Annotated in this window: 22 protein-coding genes; 8 read left to right on the top strand and 14 right to left on the bottom strand. The window is 34.3% G+C overall.

What is annotated here, in order from left to right:
- Nucleotides 1-63: 63 nt before the first annotated feature.
- Genes C1T31_RS08405 through C1T31_RS08390 form a run of 4 tightly spaced genes read left to right on the top strand, consistent with a single transcriptional unit; the run spans nt 64 to nt 4,175 of the window.
- Nucleotides 64-2,238, top strand: coding sequence for an endonuclease MutS2 (locus C1T31_RS08405; RefSeq protein ID WP_103052047.1), 2,175 nt, complete (start codon nt 64-66; stop codon nt 2,236-2,238).
- 15 nt (nt 2,239-2,253) lie between these two features.
- On the top strand, nt 2,254-2,673 hold the full coding sequence (locus C1T31_RS08400) for a thiol-disulfide oxidoreductase DCC family protein (protein WP_103052046.1): 420 nt from the start codon (nt 2,254-2,256) through the stop codon (nt 2,671-2,673).
- A gap of 49 nt (nt 2,674-2,722) precedes the next feature.
- Nucleotides 2,723-3,478 carry a DUF3575 domain-containing protein gene (locus C1T31_RS08395; RefSeq protein ID WP_103052045.1) on the top strand — a complete coding sequence of 252 codons (756 nt, stop codon included), beginning with the start codon at nt 2,723-2,725 and terminating at the stop codon, nt 3,476-3,478.
- Between the two features lie 25 nt (nt 3,479-3,503).
- Nucleotides 3,504-4,175, top strand: coding sequence for a hypothetical protein (locus tag C1T31_RS08390; RefSeq protein ID WP_103052044.1), 672 nt, complete (start codon nt 3,504-3,506; stop codon nt 4,173-4,175).
- A 496-nt stretch (nt 4,176-4,671) separates the two neighbouring features.
- On the opposite strand, the gene C1T31_RS08385 is transcribed toward C1T31_RS08390, so the two are convergent.
- The 6 genes from C1T31_RS08385 to aroC are packed head-to-tail and all read right to left on the bottom strand — an operon-like array spanning nt 4,672 to nt 11,006.
- Complete coding sequence (locus C1T31_RS08385; protein WP_103052043.1) at nt 4,672-5,832, bottom strand: flavohemoglobin expression-modulating QEGLA motif protein; 1,161 nt, start codon at nt 5,830-5,832, stop codon at nt 4,672-4,674.
- On the bottom strand, nt 5,829-6,662 hold the full coding sequence (locus C1T31_RS08380; protein ID WP_103052202.1) for an N-formylglutamate amidohydrolase: 834 nt from the start codon (nt 6,660-6,662) through the stop codon (nt 5,829-5,831). The genes C1T31_RS08385 and C1T31_RS08380 overlap by 4 nt, the downstream gene beginning before the upstream one ends.
- A 7-nt stretch (nt 6,663-6,669) precedes the next feature.
- The gene (locus C1T31_RS08375; protein WP_103052042.1) at nt 6,670-7,500 is read right to left on the bottom strand and encodes a sulfurtransferase; all 831 of its coding nucleotides are present in this window, start codon (nt 7,498-7,500) and stop codon (nt 6,670-6,672) included.
- 14 nt (nt 7,501-7,514) lie between these two features.
- Complete coding sequence (gshB, locus tag C1T31_RS08370) at nt 7,515-8,552, bottom strand: glutathione synthase (protein WP_103052041.1); 1,038 nt, start codon at nt 8,550-8,552, stop codon at nt 7,515-7,517.
- Nucleotides 8,553-8,596: 44 nt separating this feature from the next.
- Nucleotides 8,597-9,922: a dicarboxylate/amino acid:cation symporter gene (locus C1T31_RS08365; protein ID WP_103052040.1), complete on the bottom strand. Its 1,326-nt coding sequence runs from the start codon at nt 9,920-9,922 to the stop codon at nt 8,597-8,599.
- 22 nt (nt 9,923-9,944) lie between these two features.
- Nucleotides 9,945-11,006 carry a chorismate synthase gene (gene aroC, locus C1T31_RS08360; protein WP_103052201.1) on the bottom strand — a complete coding sequence of 354 codons (1,062 nt, stop codon included), beginning with the start codon at nt 11,004-11,006 and terminating at the stop codon, nt 9,945-9,947.
- A gap of 178 nt (nt 11,007-11,184) precedes the next feature.
- Between aroC and C1T31_RS08355 the strand changes: the two genes are divergently transcribed.
- Both C1T31_RS08355 and C1T31_RS08350 read left to right on the top strand, forming a co-directional pair.
- Nucleotides 11,185-12,024: a UDP-2,3-diacylglucosamine diphosphatase gene (locus tag C1T31_RS08355; RefSeq protein ID WP_103052039.1), complete on the top strand. Its 840-nt coding sequence runs from the start codon at nt 11,185-11,187 to the stop codon at nt 12,022-12,024.
- A 78-nt stretch (nt 12,025-12,102) separates the two neighbouring features.
- Nucleotides 12,103-12,972 (top strand): hypothetical protein, encoded by an 870-nt coding sequence (locus tag C1T31_RS08350; protein ID WP_103052038.1) that lies wholly within the window; start codon nt 12,103-12,105, stop codon nt 12,970-12,972.
- Here C1T31_RS08350 and C1T31_RS08345 read toward each other — a convergent pair whose 3' ends face one another.
- Nucleotides 12,973-15,894, bottom strand: a complete 2,922-nt coding sequence (locus C1T31_RS08345) for an FAD-binding and (Fe-S)-binding domain-containing protein (protein ID WP_103052037.1) — start codon at nt 15,892-15,894, stop codon at nt 12,973-12,975.
- Nucleotides 15,895-16,038: 144 nt separating this feature from the next.
- On the opposite strand from C1T31_RS08345, the gene C1T31_RS08340 reads away from it, so the two are divergent.
- Nucleotides 16,039-16,557: a hypothetical protein gene (locus C1T31_RS08340; protein WP_103052036.1), complete on the top strand. Its 519-nt coding sequence runs from the start codon at nt 16,039-16,041 to the stop codon at nt 16,555-16,557.
- A 63-nt stretch (nt 16,558-16,620) separates the two neighbouring features.
- Nucleotides 16,621-17,148 carry a GNAT family N-acetyltransferase gene (locus C1T31_RS08335; protein WP_103052035.1) on the top strand — a complete coding sequence of 176 codons (528 nt, stop codon included), beginning with the start codon at nt 16,621-16,623 and terminating at the stop codon, nt 17,146-17,148.
- Here C1T31_RS08335 and bshA read toward each other — a convergent pair.
- From bshA to C1T31_RS13995, 7 genes are all read right to left on the bottom strand, one after another.
- On the bottom strand, nt 17,140-18,279 hold the full coding sequence (gene bshA / locus C1T31_RS08330) for an N-acetyl-alpha-D-glucosaminyl L-malate synthase BshA (RefSeq protein WP_103052034.1): 1,140 nt from the start codon (nt 18,277-18,279) through the stop codon (nt 17,140-17,142). The two genes, C1T31_RS08335 and bshA, sit on opposite strands and share 9 nt — an antisense overlap.
- 2 nt (nt 18,280-18,281) lie before the next feature.
- Nucleotides 18,282-21,200, bottom strand: a complete 2,919-nt coding sequence (locus C1T31_RS08325) for a glycoside hydrolase family 3 N-terminal domain-containing protein (protein ID WP_103052033.1) — start codon at nt 21,198-21,200, stop codon at nt 18,282-18,284.
- A gap of 151 nt (nt 21,201-21,351) precedes the next feature.
- Nucleotides 21,352-21,837 carry an ABC transporter ATPase gene (locus C1T31_RS08320; RefSeq protein WP_103052032.1) on the bottom strand — a complete coding sequence of 162 codons (486 nt, stop codon included), beginning with the start codon at nt 21,835-21,837 and terminating at the stop codon, nt 21,352-21,354.
- A gap of 197 nt (nt 21,838-22,034) precedes the next feature.
- A complete protein-coding gene (locus tag C1T31_RS08310; protein ID WP_103052030.1) occupies nt 22,035-22,826 on the bottom strand; it encodes a (Fe-S)-binding protein in 792 nt (263 codons plus the stop codon).
- A gap of 5 nt (nt 22,827-22,831) precedes the next feature.
- Nucleotides 22,832-23,278 carry an LNS2 domain-containing protein gene (locus C1T31_RS08305; RefSeq protein ID WP_103052029.1) on the bottom strand — a complete coding sequence of 149 codons (447 nt, stop codon included), beginning with the start codon at nt 23,276-23,278 and terminating at the stop codon, nt 22,832-22,834.
- A gap of 15 nt (nt 23,279-23,293) precedes the next feature.
- Entirely contained in the window at nt 23,294-23,638 is a 345-nt protein-coding gene (locus C1T31_RS08300; RefSeq protein WP_243398912.1) for a hypothetical protein, read from the bottom strand.
- Nucleotides 23,639-23,645: 7 nt separating this feature from the next.
- Nucleotides 23,646-23,825, bottom strand: a complete 180-nt coding sequence (locus C1T31_RS13995; RefSeq protein WP_123912645.1) for a hypothetical protein — start codon at nt 23,823-23,825, stop codon at nt 23,646-23,648.
- Between the last annotated feature and the right edge of the window lies 1 nt (nt 23,826).

The raw sequence follows: 23,826 nt of genomic DNA, 5'->3' as shown, positions 1-23,826 counted from the left end.
TTAAACTAATCCTTAAATTTGTATCACATTTAAAATGCTTTTGCGCATTGGAAATGGATTGCTATGGTAAATATTCACAATAAAACACTTCAAGATTTAGAATTTACAACCGTTTTAGAACAGGTAAGCGAATACTGTGTTACGGCATTGGGAAATGAAAAAGCACAGCAAATAACGCCCTTAAAAAATATTGAGGAAACCAAACTGGCTCTGAATTTAACCAACGAATACCTAGCTTCATTTTACAACGAAAATCGCATACCTAATCATGGTTTTGAGCCGATTACCAATGAACTGAAGCTTTTAGGTATTGAGAATTCATTTTTAGAAACACATGCCTTAAAAAAGATAGCCTCTATATCTATCACAACTAATGACATTCTCATCTTTCTGAAAAAGTTTCAGGAATATTATCCAAGCCTTTATGGTTTTTATTCAAATATTGAACTCACAAAAGCTATTATTGAACAAATAGATAGCATCATTGACCGATTTGGTGATTTAAAAGATAATGCATCGCCCTTATTAGCTGATTTGAGGCAACAAATAAATAAACTTAAAGGTAAAATAAACCAAAGCTTTGCGACAGCATTAAACACTTATCACAATTTGGAATATCTGGATGATATTCGTGAGACGGTTGTTGACAACAAACGCGTTTTGGCTGTCAAAGCCATGTATAGACGTAAAGTTAAAGGTGCTATTATGGGAGGTAGCAAAACGGGCAGTATTGTTTATATAGAACCTGAAACTACCTTGCAACAAACTAGGGAATTGAACAATTTGGAGTATGAAGAAAATGAAGAAGTCATTCGAATCCTTAAAGAACTTACAGATTTTATACGTCCATACAAACCTCTATTGTCTAACTACCAGGCTTTCTTAACAGACATGGACGTTATTTCAGCAAAAGCCAAATACGCCAAGTCCATAAATGCTATTCTACCTGAAATAACCAATGAGCGTCATTTGTTTTTGAGGGAGGCTTTCCACCCTATTTTATATGTAAACAATAAAAAAAAGAAGGAAAAAACCTTTCCACAAACTGTAGAGCTTGATCAAAATAATCGGATTATTGTCATATCGGGCCCCAATGCTGGAGGTAAAAGTATTACTCTAAAAACGGTAGGTCTTCTTCAAATCATGTTACAATCAGGATTATTGGTTCCAGTACATGAACGCAGTAAGTTATTCTTATTTGACCGTATCATCACAGATATTGGAGATAATCAATCCATTGAAAATCATTTGAGTACGTATAGCTATCGTTTAAAACAAATGAATTATTTCCTAAAAAAATGCAATAAGAACACCTTGTTTTTAATTGATGAATTTGGAACTGGTAGTGATCCAGAATTAGGCGGTGCTTTAGCTGAAACTTTTTTAGAAGAATTTTACCACAGAGAAGCATTTGGTATTATTACAACGCATTATTCCAATTTAAAAATTCTGGCAAACGAACTACCCTATATGCAAAATGCCAACATGATGTTTGATGAAAAAACACTAGAGCCCATATTCAAACTGGCTTTGGGACAGGCAGGTAGCTCGTTCACATTTGAAGTCGCTCAAAAAAATGGCATTCCCTATGGTTTAATTAATCGGGCAAAAAAGAAAATTGAACGTGGCAAAGTGCGATTTGATAGAACGATTGCAAAATTACAGAAAGAGCGTTCAAAACTTGAAAAAACAGAGCAATCCTTAAAACTCAATGAGCGTAAAAAACAAAGCGAGGCAGAAAAACTGGAGGAAATAAACAACAAAATCCAAAAGAAATTGGAAAGCTATCAAGAATTATACGATAGCAACCAACGCTTAATTTATTTAGGACAAAAAGTAAATGATTTGGCTGAAAGTTATTTCAATAATAAACAAAAGCGCGAATTGATGCACGAACTATTTAAGCTTGTTCAGATTGAAAATTCTAAACGTAAAAAAGTTTCTATCAAACAACAAAAAGCCCTCAAAGTTAAAGAGCAACAGGTAAAAAATGAAGCTGATAAAAAAATGGCGGTTATCAGAAAGAAGAAAAAGGAGGCCAAGAAAAAGGAAGCGTTAAAACCTGCCAAACCAAAACCCATTTTAAAAATAGGTGATCGTGTTAGATTAGAGGATGGAAGAGCCATTGGCAGTATTGACAAAATTGAAAAAAACAAGGCTGTTGTGAATTATGGTATCTTTACGACTAATGTATCGATAGACCAATTAGAATTAGTCGAATCCATGAAAAAACCATAAACTAACGTATTAAATATGTTATCCTTGATACCAAAAGAAAAAAAATTAATTCTTTTTGACGGTGTTTGCAATTTGTGCAATTCATCAATACAATACGTTATCAAACACGATAAAAAAAACCTGTTTTTGTTTGCTCCCCTTCAAAGTGAAACTGGACAAAAATTAATTAACCATTATAATATTGACACGTCTAAAACCGACTCAATTATCTTATATTCAGAAGGACATGGACTTGATTTTAAGTCAACAGCTGCACTTAAAATTGGTTTAAAATTAGGGTTTCCCAGAAATTTGATTGGTTTATTTTTTATTGTTCCAACATTCATTAGAAATTGGGTGTATGATGTGATTGCAAAAAATAGGTATAAATGGTTTGGAAGAAAAGATGCTTGCATGATTCCAACACCAAATTTAAAATCAAAATTTTTGAATTAGCATCAATTATATTTGTAATTTTAGACCTCCAATCAAAAAAACTTTAATTATGAAAAAAATATTCTGTCTTGCCCTATTTTTCTCATTAATTACCAACACAATATTCGCCCAAGAATTAGAAGCTGAAAAAAGCAATAAACGTATAGTAAAAAACGAGATTTCATTTGAGGCGTTACAACTTGTAAACGGTGTATATCAATTATCTTATGAACGCTATGTTTGGAAAAATTTCTCGGCTGCTTTAGCCTTCGGGTATAAAGGAAAAGAAGGTTTAGTCAGATTTTCTGGTATTGATTATTATGGCCCTTTTGGCGGAAATATTAAAACAAACGATATATTCTATACTGGATTTCAAATTATTCCAGAAATAAGATATTACCTAAAAAACACCTCAAGCAACAATTTAAATGGGTTTTATATTGGCCTGTATTTTAAATATTCTCAATACAATTCTGACTTAAAAGGAAGATATACTGCATCCGATAATACCCCTTATCAAATTGAGTTTGATGCAAAATTAAATATCTCTTCTACTGGATTTATGATTGGTTATAAATTACCAATCACGAAACGCTTTAATATAGATTTTATAATTGCAGGACCAGGAGCTGGTAATTATAATTTTAAGATAAAAAACAAAGCAGACTTACCTGACGAATTCTATGAAAACCTCAATGATGCACTAGAAGAATATAGTATTTTAGATTTCATAAATGGTGATTTTAGATTCTCAAACGTAGAGTCGCAATCAAAATTTTCAGCTTTTTCATTTAGATATGGAATAGCTCTAGGTTACACATTTTAATAACTATTAATCATATAAATTCATAATGAAACAAACACTAAAATTCTTTACTATCTTATTAGCAGTAGTAACACTTTCGAGTTGTTCTAATGTCAAAGTTTTAACATCTTGGAAATCCGATTCTGTGAGTGAAATAAAAGACAACAATTTTTTAGTAATCGCCAGAACAGATAATAAACAAGCACGTATTGCTTTTGAGCAAGAGATTTCTAATCAAATGCGCGATATTGGTATGAAAGCCACAGAAAGCTTTAGAGAATTGCCTAACTTAAATCCGGATAAGGAATTAACCGAAGAACAAAAAAAGAACTTTCGAGATTTTTTAGATAACGAGGGTTATAATGGCATTGTACTAACTGTCATTAAAGATTATCAAGAAAGCACGAGAACTACGGAAGATGGTGGTTATTATGCAGGTGCTACTTACATGCCTTCTTATTACCCATCTTATTACGGAGGCTTTTATGGTTATTATTACCATCCATTTTCTTATTCTACTTATGGTAGTTATGTACCCATGTCGTCTACAACCTATACGGTTAAAACGTATATATTAGAAACCGTTGCTTATGATTTAAGTCAGGAGGACGGTAAACAATTGGCTGTTGTAGTAACTTCTCAAATAGAAGATCCTAAAGACGTTCAAAAGAATGCTGCAGAGTATACCAAAAAGATTACTGATGCATTGAGAAAGTAATAAGTGTAAAGTTATAGCAATAGAAAAAGGTCTTGATAATCTCAAGACCTTTTTCATAACTTAACTAACCAAAAAAATTAAACAAACAAAAAATAGTGCTGATATTTAGGCTTTTAGCACTCTTATTTTGATATTAAATTTACAAATACATTGCAAAAAGCAGTTAATTTCTCGATGAAATGGTAGAATTAATTGTTTAGAATTTATTTTTTGCAAAAATCATCTATGAAATGCTAATTATTTCATTTAAAACAAGTTACCTAAAACACCTTCAGAAGTCCTTCTTTCTCATTCAAAAACACCATTCACTCATTGGTGCTTTTAAAACATGAGGTTTTAAAATATCTTCAGGTTAGAAAACCTTAAAGTAGATTGGTTAATTTGACCCTGGTTTCCGTTAATCAGGAATGAATCAAGTTCTTATTTCTGTGCATTAGTCTACCCTCAGAATTAGTTTTAGCTTTAGCTATCAGACAAAATATCTGCTTTGAGGTTTTTATTTCAGACTTTTCAAAATAAAATCCAAATTCTTATTTGAGTTGTCATTTGTTAAATAGGAATCGGTATAATACTTCGAAGTGTGAGCCAGGCCAAGTTTTTGTAATTCAAGAATACTATCCTTGTACTCAAGCGACACTTTACCAGTTAACAATATATCTAAATCACCATCTTCTTTAGCATATTTATATACCTTGTTAATGCCTGACAGGTATAAATGATCTTTAGTAAAACCACCACCTCTATGTACACGAAGCGTAATCGTAAATGCCTTATTTCTGTTGAGTTTGTATTGATTGTAAAGTAAATCAAATGTATCCGAAAAATTATATCCTTTATTCAAAGTATCTACAGCAATGACACGATACGCTAATTCTTTTAAGCGCTCAATGGTTAAACAACCAGACATATATTCCGAATAAACAGCCAAGCCTTCTTGAGTTTCAACATTATTTGGAAATCCATTTGAAAAGATTTTCAATGGTTGATTGATAGCATTAAAAGTTGTCACCATATGAACGCCTATTTCATGATTGGTCAAAACTTTAAGTTGGTTTAAGCTAAACTTATGATTTTTGCGCAGCAATAAAGTCTGTGAATTATTTTGGACCATAGCTGCCGCTGAAATATTAGTTGAAAATTTCAGATTGTATTCAAAATCATACCGTTTGGAATAATCCTCAAAGAATGCTTTTGCTTCTTCAACAGTATACATAGGCAGCATGTCTTCATCAAAATCACCATCATCAAATCGTAAGATAAATTTGGCATTTTCAATATCCCGTTCAGTGGGTGTTCCAAAGCTTTTAAGACTGTTGAAATAGAATTTTCTACCCAGATTGATAGTCTCTATACATTCAATTAAACCAGAATATTCATAAATAACATCTTCATATAGCTTTCTGATTATATCATTTTCTATACGCTCCAAACGTTGGGAAAAGAATAATCTATGAAGCTTGTAGCCATTGAACTTAATCTTTGGATATTTGAATTGCGGTTCGTACTGATACTTTGAAGCAAAGAATTGCTTTTTCTCGCTTTCAATATTTAAAGGGTTGATATAGTTTAATAGTTCAATTTTTTTTACCAACCTATTAAGGTTAGCGTCTATATCAAAAAGATGTTGATGTTTTTCAATAAGCTTATCAGAAATCATTTAGCAATATGATTGTTATAAAATAAAGAAGCATGTTCTGGCAATCGTATTCGGAGTTCCTTTTCAACTGCTGAAACAACTTCAGGATATATGATTTGGTTATACTCATCGCAGTAAACTTTTGCGATTTCAGTTGCCAAAACTAATGTATTTTTAAAGTTATTCGTAATATATTTCAAGAAATAACCATTGCCCTGAAACGTGTCATTAACTTTAGATTTAGAAACAATACCATTGGGAAAAACGATTTCTGATAATGATTGCCGCCAGGCCTCCACCGTCGCGCCAAAACGATCATTATCTATGTTACTGGTACCTAAATTCCAAGTTGGCACTTCCCGTTCCCATCGTTGCCAATTATAACTATGGATATCATAAACAATACAACCACCAAACTTTTCTTCAATCTTTGAAATTAAAGCATAAACAACCTCATAGAAATTCGAGTGTTTTTGAATACTCTTTAATTTCATATTTTCTTCCAATGGTTTTTTCCATAGTTGTTTTCCCCAAGCTGTTTCAAAAACAGCCTCTTCGGGTATTCGATTTAAATCATATTCAAATCTGGAGTCACAACCTGCAATAACAATTGGGTGAGATTGGATCATGTTTTTGGTTTCAGGATCTTCTTCATACCATCGGTCATGTTCTGTATGCAAACAATTTTCCCATAGTTCCTTTCTAAACTGATGCCCATCGTGCACAGCACCACATACATAATGCACATAACTATCAATTTTAATAGTAAAAGAATAATCATTCACTACAGCATGAAAACATTTCTCATTTTGAATATTTTCAATAATGGATTCTAAAGATAATTTTTCCATAACCATTTTAACTGTCAGTTAGTGAACCCCATTCTGTCCATGAACCGTCATAAACAGAAAGATTTTTATAATTTACCAATTCGGCTCCAATTGCCAGAACACAGGCTGTAATCCCTGAACCACATGAAAATGTGATAGGCTTTGAATCCGTGATTTTTTCTTTAAATAACTCCTCAATTTCAGAAGTTGACTTGAATTTGTGGCCATTCAGCAATTCAGTATAGGGAATGTTAATTGAATTTGGAATGTTTCCACTACGCAAACCCTTTCTAGGCTCTGACTCAAGGCCCTTAAATCGAACTTCAGAACGAGCATCTATAATGATATGAGAGCCCGATTCTGAAATTAATGCCACATCATCAAAAAACTTCATAAAACCCGACTGCAACTGGGCTTCAAAATTGCCTTTAGGACCATTGTAACTCGTTTTCCGCTCTAGTGGATAATAAGCCTCAATCCACAAAGGCAGCCCACCATCCAATACAGCTACATTGGAGAATCCAAAGGCTTTAAACATCCACCATGCTCTAGGACTGGAATATATCCCCTTGTCATCATACACAACAATAAAACTATCCTTATTAATCCCTAGGTTTTGCGCTTCTTTCTCAAATTGAGATTCCAATGGGAAGGTATTTGGAAAGGGTGCATTGGTATCACTAAATTTATTTTTTAAATCAAAAAATCGAGCATTAGGGATACAAAATGTATTTCCAGCATCATTATCAGCAGTCACTTTTGGAATACTGGCATCTAATATTATAAGATTAGTAGCTTGAATATTATTATGGAGCCATTCGACAGAAACTATAGGCTTATGGAACTTTGTTATAACCATATTAAACCAAGTATTTAAGCTTCTTCCACTGTTTTTCTCAAGCGTGAACGTCTATTAAAGGCTTCAAGGTTGTCCAATACCTTGCTTTCTAAAAAGTCAATAACTTTTTCTTCAACCTTAAACTTATTCTTATAAACTTTATTGATGTAAGTTATACCTCCTGGAGACATCACATTGACCTCTACTAATTTACCTCCAATAACATCTATACCCACGAAATACAAACCGTCTTTTACCAATTTAGGACCAATCTGTTTACATAAGGCTTTTTCCGCTTTAGTCAAAGTATGCTTTTGAACCGATCCTCCAGCTGAAACATTGGAACGATGATCATCAGAACCCGGAACACGCCTCATGGCGCCAACAGGCTCACCATTTAGCATGAGAATTCTAACGTCACCTTGATCAGCACCTTCTATATAATCCTGAAGAATAACATAATTGGATTGACCATCACTAGTATTGATATAAAAATCCAATAGCGAATTAATATTACTCATAGCAGATTTCTCTATTAAGATAACTCCTGATCCACCAAAACCATTAAGTGGCTTGAGTATCATTTTATCTGCTTTAGATTCTTTTATTTGCCTTATCAGGTAATTCTTGTTTTTAGACACATGGGTATTTGGAATGATATTACTATGCGCATCTCCAAAAGCAGCCGTATACAGTTTATTGTTAGCCTCACGCATGCCTTCCAAGGAATTTATGATAAACACATCGTCTTTAACCGAATCCAGGAAATTCAACATTAATGGATCCAAAGGTGGGTTAGCTCTGAAGAAAATAGCATCGAATCCTGCTAGTGGCAGCATTTCTTCTCGAAGTTCGGCCCTTTTGTAGAAAACTCGCAATGAATTAGGAACTTTTTCCATTCTACCAATAACAGTACAGAAAGCATTGGTAACACTATTCCTAATCGTTAAATTAGCTGGTGAGCAAATAGCAACACCATGTTTACGTTTTACACATTCCTTTATCAAAGCTAAACTCGTATCGTTTTCAGGGTCTATTTTCTCCCAAGGATACATTAAAAAACATACATTCATTGGTTCAGTTTTTCGGGTTGTTTAATAAAGTTTAAATTAAGTATTTATTTAACTTTATCATAATTGTCATCCCAATTTTTTGGTTTAGGATCATGTAGTTTATCCAAAGATTTCGCAACCATTGTTGAAACTGTTGCATCACCCGTAACATTTACCACTGTTCGACACATATCTAAAGGTCTATCTACTGCAAATATTAATGCTAACCCAATGGGCAACAATTCTGCAGGAAACCCAATAGATTCCAAAACAATCACTAGCATGACCATTCCTGCGCTTGGAACAGCAGCACTACCAATGGATGCTAATAATGCCGTTGCTATAATGACTAATTGATTTGTAAATGTTAAACCCTCTGGCCAGATTACCTGCATAATAAAGACAGCAGCTATGCCTTGATACAAACTCGTACCATCCATATTGACAGTCGCTCCTACTGGCAATACAAATCCAGACACTTCCTTATCTACGCCAATATGCTCTTCAACACGTTCCATGGTAACTGGTAAAGTTGCGGCACTGGAACTAGTAGAAAATGCCAATAATTGTGCTGGTGATATTTCCTTCAAAAACCAAAACGGCGATTTTTTTACATATAAACTAATTAAAAGCATGTAAAATCCAATCATGATAGCCAAACCGACAATAACACACAGTGCATAGTTAACAAGCTTTAATAAAATTTCAGTATCATCAAAAGCAATAATGACGTTGGCCATAAGGGCAAAAACAGCATAAGGCGCGAAAAGCATGATTAAATCCACCATTTTCATAACGACTTCATTCAATGAGTTAAAGAATTTCACTAATGGCTTAGCATCCTTTTCAGAAATCAACAACAAGCAGATCCCTACAAATAAGGCAAAAAATATGACTTGAAGCATTTGGGCTTCTCCCAAAGCTGTAAAGACGTTACTCGGAAAAATATCAACCAAGGCCTGCAAAGGTCCAGCATCATTTTGAGCGTTGGCTTTCGCTAACTTATCAGCCACACCAGCATCGTTTTCATAACGCATTTTAATTTTCTCAATGGTGTCTTGAGACATACCTGCTCCAGGTTTTACCAGATTGACAATAGATAGACCAATGACAATTGCCACCAAAGTTGTACATACATATATAATGATGGTCCGCAATCCCATGGATTTAATTTTAGAAATATCCTTCAAATCTGAAATACCCTTTATCAATGAAGCCAGAATTAATGGTACCGCAATGAGTTTCAGCAAATTAATGAATATGGTGCCAAATGGTGCAATCCAATCAGATACAAAGCCTTTACCTCCGTCAATGGAATTCATTAAGAATCCAAAGATGACACCCAAAACCATTCCTATAATTATTTTCCAATGTAATGCTAATTTTTTCATAGACGTTATTCTGTTTTCAGAATTAATTATAAATTTTATTAATTAGGTAAAAATCGGCTAAAACTAAAGCGGCCATAGCTTCTACAATAGGTACGGCTCTAGGTACAACGCATGGATCATGTCGACCCTTACCTTGCATTTCGACAATGTTGCCTGCTTTATCTAAAGTTTCCTGTTTTTGAATAATAGTCGCCACAGGCTTAAATGCCACTCTAAAATAAATATCCATGCCATTACTAATACCGCCTTGAATACCGCCTGATAAATTGGTCTTCGTACTACCATCCTCATTAAAAAGGTCATTATGCTCTTTTCCTGTCATTCTAGCTCCACAAAAACCACTACCATATTCAAATCCTTTGACGGCATTAATGGATAACATGGCCTTGCCCAAATCGGCATGTAGTTTATCAAAAACCGGTTCGCCTAAACCAACAGGCACATTCTTTAATATACAGGTAACCGTTCCCCCAATGGTATTGCCATCTTTTTTAATAGACTGGATTTTTTCTATCATCTTATTGGCAACCTCTGGATCTGGACAGCGAACAGCGTTAGTTTCTGTTTTAGAAAAATCCAAAGATTGATAGGGCTTTTCCAAAAAGATATCACCCACTGAAGATGTGAACGCATGAATTTCTATCGAATTGATTAATTGTTTGGCTATAGCTCCTGCAACCACGCGACAGGCTGTTTCCCGAGCCGAACTTCGACCACCTCCTCTGTAGTCTCTGACACCATACTTTTTCTCATATGTATAGTCGGCATGACTGGGTCGATAAACATCTTTAATATGTGAATAGTCCTTTGAATTTTGATTGGTGTTCATAATCAAAAACCCAATGGGAGTACCCGTTGTCTTACCTTCAAATAGTCCAGACAGAAATTCAACAGAATCGGACTCTTTTCGTTGGGTTACAATTTTAGATTGACCTGGTTTTCTCCTATCCAGCTCACTCTGAATAGCTTTTAGATCTAACTCCAAACCAGAAGGACAGCCATCAATAATACCGCCTATAGCCTGTCCATGGGATTCACCGAAGGTCGTCAGTTTAAAAATTTTGCCAAAGCTATTACCAGCCATAGTATCAATATTAAAAGCTTTTATTAGTCTTGCTAATGTAAATGTATTATTACAGAAACAAAAATTGATTTTCACCTTACCTAACAATTTAGTAACAAATAACTCACAAACAATTAATTATGAGATAATATTTACATAATCTTAAAGCTAGTTATTTGCAATATATAATTGTATTGTATTGAAGCATAAAAGAAAAATTGAAATTTCAGTTATTTCCGATGTCCATTTGGGCACTTACGGATGTCAAGCCAAACAGCTCCTAACCTATCTAAACAGTATCAGTCCAAAAAAACTCATTTTAAACGGCGATATAATTGATATTTGGCAGTTTAGCAAACGGTATTTCCCTAAATCACACCTAAAAGTCATCAAAAAGATTATTGATATGGCTTCTGATGGTGTTGAGGTTATCTACATAACAGGCAACCACGACGATACGCTTCGTAAGTTCAGTGGCACAGCTATGGGAAATATTTCTATTGTGGACAAATTGGTTTTAAACCTTGATGGAAAAAAAGCCTGGTTTTTTCATGGCGATGTATTTGATGCATCCATTCAAAATGCCAAATGGCTGGCCAAACTTGGTGGATATGGCTATGATTTATTAATTGTAATCAATCGCATGGTTAACTGGTGCTTGGAGCGCTTCGGACGTGAAAAATACTCTTTATCTAAACGCATCAAAAACAGTGTTAAAGGGGCCATCAAGTATATTAGTGATTTTGAAGAAGTGGCTTCTGATTTAGCTATTCAAAACGGTTATGACTATGTAGTTTGTGGCCATATCCATCAACCCAAAATGCTTCTTAAGAAAAGTAAACAAGGAGAGACAACCTACCTAAATTCTGGCGATTGGGTTGAAAATTTTACAGCTTTAGAATATCAATTTAAACGCTGGAAAATCTACAACTATCAGCATGATAAATTATCACCATTTTACGCCGATGAAGATATCAAGGAAATGGAAATGACCGATTTGATTGCAGCTATTACCATTGTTGATAAGAAAGTGATATAATTAATAATGTTTTATCGTTATTTGTTTTGTCTCTATCAAAAATTATTATTTTTGATAGAACTAAAACTTAAAACAGCAATGAAAAAAATAAAACAATTTGTTCCAATATTGGCAATTTTAACTTTTGCTCTATCTTGTTCATCTGATGATGGAGGAACAATTCCCATAATAACTAATCCACCTTCAGATAATACTGGCAACTATTTTCCATTAACCGAAGATGATTATTGGAACTATGATGTAGCCTATAGAGACAACAACGACTCTAATAACAATTCAGATTCCGCAGATTTTCTTTTTGTTGACACACAACTAGGATCTACTTACGATCTAGGTGTTAACACCAATGATATTGCCAATGGAACCATGAATGCCATTTTGGTGAATGGAACTTTGGAGCGTACAGAATCAACGCTCTTATTAGATGGTTCAATAGCCATACCATTTCCTGGATTTGAAACCTCTAATATTGATTTCACTGATATTATACTTTACGACTTAAATGCATCAAATAATAGCCTGTTATCAAGTAACTCTGGCACTATCGTTCAAGATGTAGATTTAGGAGGCGATATTGTACCAATAACAATAAATTATATTATTTCCAGTAATCAAGAAAACAATGATAGTTCAATAACTGTAAATGGTGAAAGTTACTCATCAGTTTCAAAAGCTAATTTCAAAATTAATTTAGACATATCAACAATTGTTACTTTTGGCACGCAAAACATTAATCTTCCCATAATAAGCAGTCAAGATGTTTCTGTTTCAACAAATTATTTTGTTGAAAATGTTGGTTTGGTGAAATCTGAAACCACAATAACTTATCAAATAAACCAATCAACCATTGACTTGTTAAATACAATTGGCGTTGAGATTCCGTTTCCTACTTCAGGATCGGCAACAAATGTTCAGGAGTTGACCGATTATATGGTAACTATCGAATAGTTATTTTAACAACGCATCATAAAGAATTTCGATGGGATGTAATGCTTGGCGTTGCGTCCCATCTTTTATTTGATGCCTACAGCTTGTGCCATTAGCCGCTATTATGGTATCTAAAGGAGCATTTCTAACTGCTGGAAACAACGTCTGTTCCCCTATTTGCATACTAATGTCGTAATGTTCTTTTTCATAACCGAAACTTCCGGCCATTCCACAGCACCCACTGGGAATGATGGTTACCTTATAGTTTTTAGGAAGATTTAGCACCGAAAAGCTCGAAAATTGATTGCTCAAGGCTTTTTGATGACAATGACCATGAAACTTTATGGTCTTATGTTCCAAAGTAAATTGTTCCGAAGAAATATTGCCAAGTACAATTTCCTGTTGTATAAATTCCTCAATTAAAAATGTATTTCTCGCTATTTGCTTGGCAGATTCTTTATCGTCAGCCAATCTTAAATATTCGTCCTTGAATGTCAAAACAGCAGAAGGCTCAACACCAATTAGAGGGCTCTCTTTTGATATTCTATCCTTAAAAATTTCCACATTGAGGTTGGCACATTTGTTTGCTTGTTCCAATAATCCTTTAGATATAAATGCCCTGCCAGATTCTTGATTATTAACAATATTGACTTTATAATTTAAAGTTTTCAGTAGCTTAACAACCTTGATTCCGATTGAGGTATCCAAATAATTGGTAAACTCGTCATTAAATAAAAATATTTCTTTTGTATATTTTTTATTTATATGATATTCAACATCTTTGTGTAGTTTATCTAAACTTTTATATGAAATCAATGGCAGACTTCTTTTCTCATGAATCCCTGAAACTTTCTTTAAAATAGATGCAGTAAAATTATTTGAAAATATAAAATTTACAGCGTTTGGAAACTTACTTCCAATACCATTTAACTTATTGTTATAAGCAAATAATTTTGTTCGGAATGGAATACCATTTACTTTTTGAAATTGATACTGAAATTCGGCTTTCAAGCTAGCCACATCCACACTACTTGGGCATTCACTAGAACAGGCCTTACAACTCAAACACAAATCGAACACCTCTTTCAACTCTGTGTGATTAAATCTATTGGATTTTTCAGATTGTGTTAAAAACTCCCGTAAAGCATTAGCCCTTGCTCTAGTGGTATCTTTCTCATTGCGTGTAGCACGATAACTGGGACACATTGTGCCACCAAACTCTGGTAGTTTCCTGCAATCACCAGAACCATTACACTTTTCCGCATGCCGTAATATGCCCAACGACTCCGAAAAATCCATTAAAGTCTCTATTTCTGGTTCATTCCTTTCTGGCTCATATCGCAACGATTTATCCATAGGCAAGGCATTAACTATCTTTCCGGGATTGAATATATTATCAGGATCAAAAATGTTCTTTATTCGTGCTAATATTTGATAGTTGCGTTCACCGATCATCATTGGAATAAATTCTGAACGAACAATTCCATCACCATGCTCACCACTCATAGAACCTTGAAATTTTTTAACCAAATGTGCTACATCCGTTGTGATTTCTCTGAACAACGCCACATCATGCGCCTTTTTCAGGTTTAGAATTGGACGCAGGTGCAACTCTCCTGCTCCAGCATGAGCATAGTAAACCGCTTTTTGATTATAACGATCCATTAATTGGGTGAACTCACTAATGTAACTGGATAAGTCTGATAAAGCAACAGCAGTATCCTCAATACAGGCTGCCGTTTTATTATCTCCAATCAAATTGCCTAACAAGCCTAAACCAGCTTTTCGCAATTCTATCGCCTTATCGATATCCTCACCCAACAAAATACCATTATGATAACTTAACTGTGAAGCTAATAATGACGAAACTAAATTGGCCACTTGATTTTTAGCTTTCTCTAAAGTAGTTGCCCTAATTTCACACATCAGGATAGCTTCAGGATCACCTTTAATGAACTGCCTATTTTCTTCTTGCTTTTTGTTGTGTTTGGTTAAATCCAAAATGGTTTTATCGAGCATTTCACAGCTGTAGAGATCATGCTTCATAACCGTTTCAACAGCTTCTAGACAACTTTTTATGCTACTAAAATGAGCCACCAACATGATCGTTTCACTTGGAGGCAATACATCAAGTTTAAGCGTAATCTCGGTTGTAAATGCCAAAGTACCTTCACTTCCGGATAATAGTTTGCCCATATTAAAGGGCTTTAATGATTCACTAAAAATATGTGCGTCCAGCAAAGTATCAATAGCGTAACCAGTATTCCTCCTATGAATTTCTGGTTTCGGGAATTGATTGATTATTTCTTCAGCAACACCATCAGAGGAAAACTCTTCATAAATTCCCTGATATATTTTACCTTCCAAAGAATCCAATTGGCATTTTTCAAAAAAAGTAGTTTTGTTGATTTCAGAAAACACAACCTCACTACCATCACTCAATAACGTTTTTAAAGCCAAAACTTTATCACGTGTAACACCGAACTTAATGGAAGTTGTTCCTGATGAATTGTTACCAACCATCCCACCAATCATGCAGCGGTTAGAAGTTGAGGTGTTGGGTCCAAAGAACAAACCATAAGGCTTCAGATAATTGTTTAGTTCGTCTCTGATAACACCCGGTTGCACAATTATTGTACGTTCTTTTTGATTGAGTTTTAAAATCTTGTTGAAATACTTTGAGACATCCACAACAATACCATTACCAACACATTGTCCAGCCAATGACGTTCCTGCTGTTCGTGGTATAAGTGAGGTTTGATTATTCTTGGCAAATGTTATTAAAGCTTTAATATCATCCTCATTTTTTGGTAAGGCAACAGCTGTTGGAAGCATTCTGTATACAGATGCATCCGTAGCATATAACGATTTCATCAAATCATCATAAAACAAATCACCATTTAATTGTGACTTTAATCTTGCTAATTCACTATTACCTACCATAGGAAACTTTGATATGATATAAAACTAAAAAGAAATTCAACACAACGTTATTTTTGGCGTTATTTTTGAATCATAATTCGAGGATTTAATCCATCATCATATTTTTAACGTATATAAAACTGAAACTAAAAAACTTAAACATTTATGAAAAAACTCATTTTATTCGCATTAACATGTATGGCAACGGTTACATTCAGTAACGCACAAGAAATTTCAAAAAACGCTATAGGTCTCCGATTGGGTGATAGTAGAGGCTTTGGAGCAGAAGTTTCTTATCAAAGAGCTATTTTTGAAAATAATCGATTAGAATTTGACTTTGGATGGCGTGATGGAAAGAATTATGATGGTATAAAACTTATTGGACTCTATCAATGGGTGTGGAACATTGATGGTGGGTTTAATTGGTATGCCGGACCAGGAGTTGGTTTTGCTGCATTTAAGCATGAATATGAAAGATATGTTCCCGGTCAAAACGCCTACTACTATGAGGATAAACGAGATGCCTTTCCGATTCTAACAGGAACGGTTGGAATTGAATACAGTTTTGATTTTCCATTATTATTATCATTGGATTTAAGACCAGAACTTGGATTTGGAGATGATATTTACGACAATAATGATTTAGATATTGATGTTGGTCTGGGTGTTAGATACCAATTTTAGAAAAACAAATTGAAAATTTAAAACCACCTATTTTAGGTGGTTTTTTTATTAGATTTACCTAGAATGAGATACCAAGAACTATATAGCAGTAGATTAAATTTAATTAAGCCTTCACGGTTATATACTGAAGACTTATTTTTAATAAGGTCTAACCATTTGGTTAATAAATTCATTCAAAGAGAAAAACCAAAGGCAAAAGAGGACATTATACCCTTTATCGACGCAATCAGAACAAATATTAAAAGCGATAAGGCTTACTATTGGTGTATTCAAGAAAAGAATTACAAAAAAATAATTGGTACCATTTGCCTATGGAATTTTTCAAAAGACAAAAAAACGGCTGAAATTGGTTATGAATTACATCCTGATTTTCAAAATCAAGGATTTATGAATGAGGCAGTTAATATGGTCATGGAATTTGGTTTTAATGTATTGCAGTTTTTAATTATTGAGGCCTACACACACAAAGAAAACATAAGTTCTATCAATCTTTTGAAAAAGAACAGCTATAATCAGAATATTGATAAGTTAGATAAACACAACCCGAACAATGTAGTCTTTGAAATAAAGAGAGATACTTTTCTATCTTAACTCCATACAATTAGAAAGGGTATTCTCATAAATAACCTCATATTGCGGCACAATTTTATGAATATCAAATTTTTGTGCTTGAATTTGAGCTTGTTTTTTAAAATTCATCAAAGTTGGGGCATCTTTCAAAATGGATATGGCATTTTTACTCATGTCTTCAATATCACCAACATGGCTTAAAAATCCTGAAACACCATGAATGTTCACTTCTGGTATTCCTCCAGTGTCACTTGAAATCACAGGGACACCTGAAGCCATGGCCTCCAAAGCCGCTAGACCAAAACTTTCCGTTTCAGACGGTAAAATAAATAAATCGGAAAAGCGCAGAATACGATCAATCTCATTGCTATTGCCTAAAAATACAACCTGGTCTTCAATACCTAAATCATGACATAGTTGTTCAGCTGATTCTTTTTCAGGTCCTTCACCAACCATCATCAATCTAGCTGGGATTCCCTTTTGAATGTTGTAAAATACTTTGATTACATCTTGAACGCGCTTAACAGGTCTAAAATTACTGATATGAGTAACAATACGCTCATTATCATTTGCCATCATGGTTCGTTGACAATCTGTAAACCCGTTTTGATGTTTTGATAAATCAATAAAATTAGTGACTACATGAATCGTGTTTTTAATATCGAATAAACGCAAGGTGTCCTGCTTCAAGCTTTCAGAAACAGATGTTACCGCATCAGATTTATTAATACTGAACTCAACGGCTGTTTTATAAAAAGGATGGCTTCCCACAAGTGTTATATCGGTTCCATGTAACGTGGTAACAATTGGTATGTAAATTCCCGATTCTTGTAGCATTTTCTTCGCCATGTAGGCAGCATAAGCATGAGGTATAGCATAATGCACATGAAGTATTTCTATTTTATGCAACTTCACCATGTCTACCAACTTACTGGACAATGCCAATTCATAGGGCTGATAGTGAAACAGTGGATATTCCGGAACATTGACTTCATGAAAATGAACATGGCTACCCAATAATTCCAACCTAACGGGTTGCTTGTAGGTTATGAAGTGAACCTCATGTCCTCTATTTGATAATTCAATACCCAATTCTGTTGCTACAACTCCACTTCCTCCAAACGTTGGATAACAAACAATTCCTATTTTCATAATTAGTCTTCTATTGATTCATAGATCAAACGCTGAATCTCTGTTCTGATGTTTTCTTTTAATAATGTATTAGATCCTGCAACTGGATATGTTCTATTCGCTAAAAAAACATATACAATTTCCTCTTCAGGATCTGCCCAAGCGTAAGTACCTGTGAAACCAGAATGACCAAAGCTTGTCATGGAAATACAGCCACAGGTAGGACCCGATTCACCCAATTGGGGTTTGTCAAACCCAACTCCTCGTCTATTATCGTCTTCACAAAAATAACAGGTGTTAAACTTATCGAGTGTTTCTGGTTTAAAATAGCGCTTACCGCCATAATATCCCTTTTGTAAAAACAATTGCATGATTTTGGCAACATCATTGGCATTACTAAAAATGCCAGCATGACCTCCTACACCTCCCTGCATTGCCGCTCCCATATCATGAACATATCCTTTTATTTCTTGATAGCGATAATAATCATCTATTTCCGTAGGTACAATGGATTTATTACTAAACTTGTTGTAAGGATTGTATGTTGTATAATTTGCTCCCAAAGATTGATAAAAATGCTCTTGAACCAATTCATCCAAAGGTTTGTCGTAATGCTTCTCAATAAATTTCTTTAGAATGTAATATGGCAAATCACTATAACGATAACGCAACTTACTTAACAAATCAGAATCTTTTATAATTCCTTGTATGGTATCTTGATAATCTTTACGCATGTATAAATTGTTCGCAACCTTAACACTGAAATTACTGCTAAATTCATTGCTATAGTATTTCGAATCTGGTCGTTTTGTGACAGAATCCAAAGTGGCGTAATAGAACGGAATCCATGGCTTTAAACGTGCATAATGCGATAGCATCCTTTTGAGCGTGACATCCTTCTTGTTAGAATTGGCATATTCCGGCAGTAATTCAGATAATTTGGAATCTAAAGTCACAATACCTTGCTCTTCCATTTCCATGAGTAAAGGAAGTGTTGCAATAATTTTAGTTAGCGAAGCCACATCATAAATATCACTAAAGGTAACCGATTCAGAATCTTTATCATATGTATGATGCCCAAAATTCTTATTATAAATCACTTTTCCTTTTCTGGCAACCAACAACTGAATACCAGGTGTCATTTCTTTATCTACAGCCAATTGCGCCACCGAATCTATTTTAGCTAATTTTTCAGAACTCATACCGACACGTTCAGGAATCGAATAACTCAATAGAGCCATAGAATTATAATCAATTCCATGACCTTCATTATAAAAAGTTCCTATGGAAACTGGCAATTGACCTTTAGCTTCAGCGGCACCAAAAATTATTTGCGCCGATTTTTGTTGGGCCGTTTCACTATTTTGATAGCTCACCACCAATCCTTCAATATTTTCAAAAGTGGCTATATCCAATAAGGCATAAGGCTTGACAAACACATCTAAAATTACGGTATTGGTTCTAGCAATTTCATAGAGCCAAACTAACTCCTGATCAGTGAATTTATAATCTTTCCAAGGGTGGTCATTAGACCGATGGAATCCCACAACTACTGTATTATAAGCTTTAAGTTTTTCAATGAGTTCATCCAAATTATCGGCTTTAACCTCATGGACTTTAGTGTATTTTTTAAGTTCATTGAAAAATGTAGAACCGGAGTCATCACCCAATTGCACATAAGCTACCTTCTTTTCTTTTAAATTCCTGATTGGTAATAAATTGGACTTATTTTTAACAACCGTTATGGCATTTTCAAAAGCCACTTCATTCAAAATGACATCTTTTGGCCTGTTTAATTCATTAACTAGGTTTTCAACTTCAATAGGTTTGAAATTATTCAATCCAACCTTATACTTTGCTTGAAGAATTTTTTTAACCGAATGTGCCAATCGCTCTTCGGTAATCACACCAGAGTCATAAGCCTCTCGCATTTTTGATATAGCTTTAGGAACATCTTCAGAAATCAACATCACATCATTACCAGCGAGAAAAGCTGCTAAATCAATATCTCCAGGTTCGCTGAAATCTGCTACACCTTTCATCTCTAAAGCATCTGTATATATTAATCCTTTAAATCCAAGTGAATCCTTCAGGATATCAGTCACAATATGTTTTGATAAAGATGATGGAACGCCAGATTCTGATTCAAGCGCTGGCACATTCAGGTGAGCCACCATGACACTGGATAATCCTTTTTCAATGAGTTTTTTATAAGGGTAAATTTCAATGGAATCAATCCGTTTTTCATCAAAATTGATTGTAGGTAATGTTTTATGCGAATCACTATCGGTATCACCATGTCCCGGAAAATGCTTGGCATTTGCCAGAACACCAGCATCTTGCATACCTTTCATAAAAGCCAGAGCTTTTTCAGTAACATTATCTCTGTCTTCACCAAATGAACGATTACCTATGATAGGGTTTTTAGGATTGGTATTGATATCAACAACAGGAGCAAAATTAAAATGAACTCCTATGCGATTACAATGTTCACCAATTTGATAACCAACCTGCTCAACAATTTTATTATCCTTAATAGCCCCTAAAGTCATATTCCAAGGAAAAGCAAACGTAGAATCCAAACGCATACTCAATCCCCATTCAGCATCCATTCCAATCAATAATGGTGTTTTAGATAATGCCTGCAATCTATTGTTTAGTTTTGCTTGGGCAACTGGACCTCCTGTAGAATAAATGATACCACCTATGTATTGGTCCATTATCAACTGACTGACAATATTCTCATGCTTCAAGCCTTGATTAGAAAATGCTCTAACCATAAAGAGCTGACCAATTTTTTGATCAATATCGAGGCTATTGTAAACACTATCCACCCATTTTTGCTGTAAAACAGGGTTTTTAGCTTCCAATGGATTTTTATTTTGAGAAAATGTCGTATTAAATACTAAAAAAAATATTGCTAGAAATGTGACTCTATGCATACAATCAAGGGCTTTTTACATAATTATCAATAACGATACCAAATTACAGTATTTTGAAGAGAGTCAACAAAACTTTAAGATAGACTTATAAAGAAGGTAATTAACAATTTCACTGATTAAAACTATCCAAGAAAGATTGAAGGAAATGGACTTATTTAATGAAGCGAGCGTGCCAACTCTCACTTGCAGGAACCTCCCAATACTCATTAAATTCAGCAATATTATTAACTAAATTATTAAAAACAATGGTATTCTTGGATACGGCTTTGTCTTTGGCCATTTGTTTAAAATCAGCCAGCGACTTGTAGGCTATAAAATCTCCTTGCTTATAGGATACATTCATTTTATCCATTAAATCCACCTGATATTCTTTTTCCAATTGCTGAATAAAATGCACTGAAGCATCAATAGAACAACCTGTTGCTTTATTCAAGTTTTGATTTAAACCAATTACTATAAACCGTTTATATTTAATTAAATAACCTGATTGTAAATCACTACCATGAGCTGTCCAGTTTTCAATAAAAACATTTAGCTTGTTTTCTATTTCAGCAATCTCACTTTCAGTGAAAGAGCGATTGGCTTGGTAAATCCAAACACGAGATTCTTCGGGTAAATTTTTAAAATCAACTAGCATTATTTCTTATCGGTAATTTTATAACGGAATAAAAAAAAATCCATCAAACTAGATCCGGCTGCAATAAATGCATAAACTGGAAAATTAAAAGGTCTTTCTTTAAAATAATTCCAAAGCATTAAACCAAGGAAGACACACAAAAAAGTAAGCGAGCTAAATAGAATTCTTGTTTTCAATGGCAGTTTTTCCTTTTTCATTTACAAATCCTCGGCATTGGCAATCAATTCAGCTATATCCATAACCTGAACACTAGCCTCTTTTTCTTTTGCCTTGATACCATCGGTCATCATAGTGTTACAAAACGGGCATCCAGCCGCAATAATCTCGGGTTTGGTTACAAGAGCTTGCTCTGTTCGTTCAACATTAATATCCTGATTCCCTTTTTCTGGTTCCTTGAACATTTGTGCGCCACCTGCCCCGCAACATAAACCACGGCTTTTACAACTTTTCATTTCAACCAATTCGGCATCCAACTTTTTAATTAAATCCCGTGGCGCCTCATAAACATTATTAGCGCGACCCAGATAGCAAGGATCATGAAAGGTTATACGTTTACCCTTAAACTGACCACCTTCAATAGTTAATCGGCCATCGTTTAAAAGTGATTTTAAAAATTGTGTATGGTGTAATACTTCGTAATTTCCTCCTAATTCAGGATATTCATTCTTAAGCGTATTAAAACAGTGTGGACAGGTTGTTACAATTTTTGTGACCTCATAAGCGTTTAAAACCTCAATGTTTGTAACGGCCTGCATTTGAAATAGAAATTCATTCCCGGCACGTTTGGCGGGATCTCCAGTACAACTTTCCTCGGTTCCTAAAACTGCAAATTCTACGTTAGCCTTACTTAATAAATTAACAAAGGCTTTGGTGATTTTTTTTGCTCTATCATCAAAACTTCCTGCACAACCTACCCAAAATAAGACTTCCGGTTTTTTTCCTTCGGCCATAAACTCTGCCATTGTGGGCACTTTTAATTGTTCACTCATAATATTTATTCATGTTGACCATCGTCAAAAACTTGAATGGTCACTTTTTTATCAACTAAATCTGTAAACTTTCCTTTATAACGAGTCGCTTTAACCAAATGGTTATCTATCCAGTGATAATTACCACCTCTTGGTTTTCCCATTAATAAACTATGAAATTTAAACCCATGCTTATTGAGCCAATTTTCGGTCACTTCTCTGTGATCTTCAGTTCGTGATGTAAAGAAACAAATCAAATGCCCTTCATCATACCATTTGTTACAGGTGGCCAAAGCATCCGGATAAGGCGCACAGGTTGCCATCCGTTCCGGTTCTTCATTAGGCACATCTTCTGTAATGGTACCATCAATGTCAATTAGATAATTTTTAACTCCTTTTGGTAAAATGGGGCTTACCTTTTCACCTGCTTCAACTTTTTCATGCAATAATTTGTCAGCGTCCTCTCTTTTCATAAACTATTTTTCTACTTATTCTTCCTCTTTATTATTAACAGCATCATCAGTAATTGCTGCAAAATCTTCTTTAGATATTCGTATGATGATAGCCAATTTCTTTGTACCATTCACCAAAATATTCTCGGGTAAATAACGCTCATCATGAGCTCGCAGCAAAGCCGCATAACCTATTTTACTTATTTGGGCATCAGAACAATAATCACAAAAAACCTTTTTTAATGTGATGTCTTTTGCCTCTCTATTTTCATAATCAATTTCAGTATATACTTTTATTTGTAATGAGTCTTTAGCATATCCTTGAGGGAAACTCGCTAAAGTTCCTAAATAAAACAACAAAATGATTAAGCTTATTCTCAACACTCCTTTACTTTACATATAACTTATTCAATCCTATCATTAAGTGAGACAAGCCTATGCCAAATGTCATAGCACCAGTAAATAGTGTAGACTCGTAATCAAACAAAATGACTAACAAAAAACCTACAACTAGAAATAAGAGTCCCAAAAAAACCAATTTCTTGGGTTTTTCATAAAAGTTACTCATG

Source organism: Hanstruepera neustonica, from assembly GCF_002895005.1.
GTDB lineage: Bacteria > Bacteroidota > Bacteroidia > Flavobacteriales > Flavobacteriaceae > Hanstruepera > Hanstruepera neustonica.
This window is presented reverse-complemented; position numbering and strand designations above follow the sequence as displayed.

Bases quoted from the DNA above. Each gene is read 5' to 3' on its own strand.
- C1T31_RS08405 (WP_103052047.1), top strand. From the start codon at position 64: ATGGTAAATATTCACAATAAAACACTTCAAGATTTAGAATTTACAACC.
- C1T31_RS08400 (WP_103052046.1), top strand. From the start codon at position 2,254: ATGTTATCCTTGATACCAAAAGAAAAAAAATTAATTCTTTTTGACGGT.
- C1T31_RS08395 (WP_103052045.1), top strand. From the start codon at position 2,723: ATGAAAAAAATATTCTGTCTTGCCCTATTTTTCTCATTAATTACCAAC.
- C1T31_RS08390 (WP_103052044.1), top strand. From the start codon at position 3,504: ATGAAACAAACACTAAAATTCTTTACTATCTTATTAGCAGTAGTAACA.
- C1T31_RS08385 (WP_103052043.1), bottom strand. From the start codon at position 5,832: ATGATTTCTGATAAGCTTATTGAAAAACATCAACATCTTTTTGATATA.
- C1T31_RS08380 (WP_103052202.1), bottom strand. From the start codon at position 6,662: ATGGAAAAATTATCTTTAGAATCCATTATTGAAAATATTCAAAATGAG.
- C1T31_RS08375 (WP_103052042.1), bottom strand. From the start codon at position 7,500: ATGGTTATAACAAAGTTCCATAAGCCTATAGTTTCTGTCGAATGGCTC.
- gshB (WP_103052041.1), bottom strand. From the start codon at position 8,552: ATGAATGTATGTTTTTTAATGTATCCTTGGGAGAAAATAGACCCTGAA.
- C1T31_RS08365 (WP_103052040.1), bottom strand. From the start codon at position 9,922: ATGAAAAAATTAGCATTACATTGGAAAATAATTATAGGAATGGTTTTG.
- aroC (WP_103052201.1), bottom strand. From the start codon at position 11,006: ATGGCTGGTAATAGCTTTGGCAAAATTTTTAAACTGACGACCTTCGGT.
- C1T31_RS08350 (WP_103052038.1), top strand. From the start codon at position 12,103: ATGAAAAAAATAAAACAATTTGTTCCAATATTGGCAATTTTAACTTTT.
- C1T31_RS08345 (WP_103052037.1), bottom strand. From the start codon at position 15,894: ATGGTAGGTAATAGTGAATTAGCAAGATTAAAGTCACAATTAAATGGT.
- C1T31_RS08340 (WP_103052036.1), top strand. From the start codon at position 16,039: ATGAAAAAACTCATTTTATTCGCATTAACATGTATGGCAACGGTTACA.
- C1T31_RS08335 (WP_103052035.1), top strand. From the start codon at position 16,621: ATGAGATACCAAGAACTATATAGCAGTAGATTAAATTTAATTAAGCCT.
- bshA (WP_103052034.1), bottom strand. From the start codon at position 18,279: ATGAAAATAGGAATTGTTTGTTATCCAACGTTTGGAGGAAGTGGAGTT.
- C1T31_RS08325 (WP_103052033.1), bottom strand. From the start codon at position 21,200: ATGCATAGAGTCACATTTCTAGCAATATTTTTTTTAGTATTTAATACG.
- C1T31_RS08320 (WP_103052032.1), bottom strand. From the start codon at position 21,837: ATGCTAGTTGATTTTAAAAATTTACCCGAAGAATCTCGTGTTTGGATT.
- C1T31_RS08310 (WP_103052030.1), bottom strand. From the start codon at position 22,826: ATGAGTGAACAATTAAAAGTGCCCACAATGGCAGAGTTTATGGCCGAA.
- C1T31_RS08305 (WP_103052029.1), bottom strand. From the start codon at position 23,278: ATGAAAAGAGAGGACGCTGACAAATTATTGCATGAAAAAGTTGAAGCA.
- C1T31_RS13995 (WP_123912645.1), bottom strand. From the start codon at position 23,825: ATGAGTAACTTTTATGAAAAACCCAAGAAATTGGTTTTTTTGGGACTC.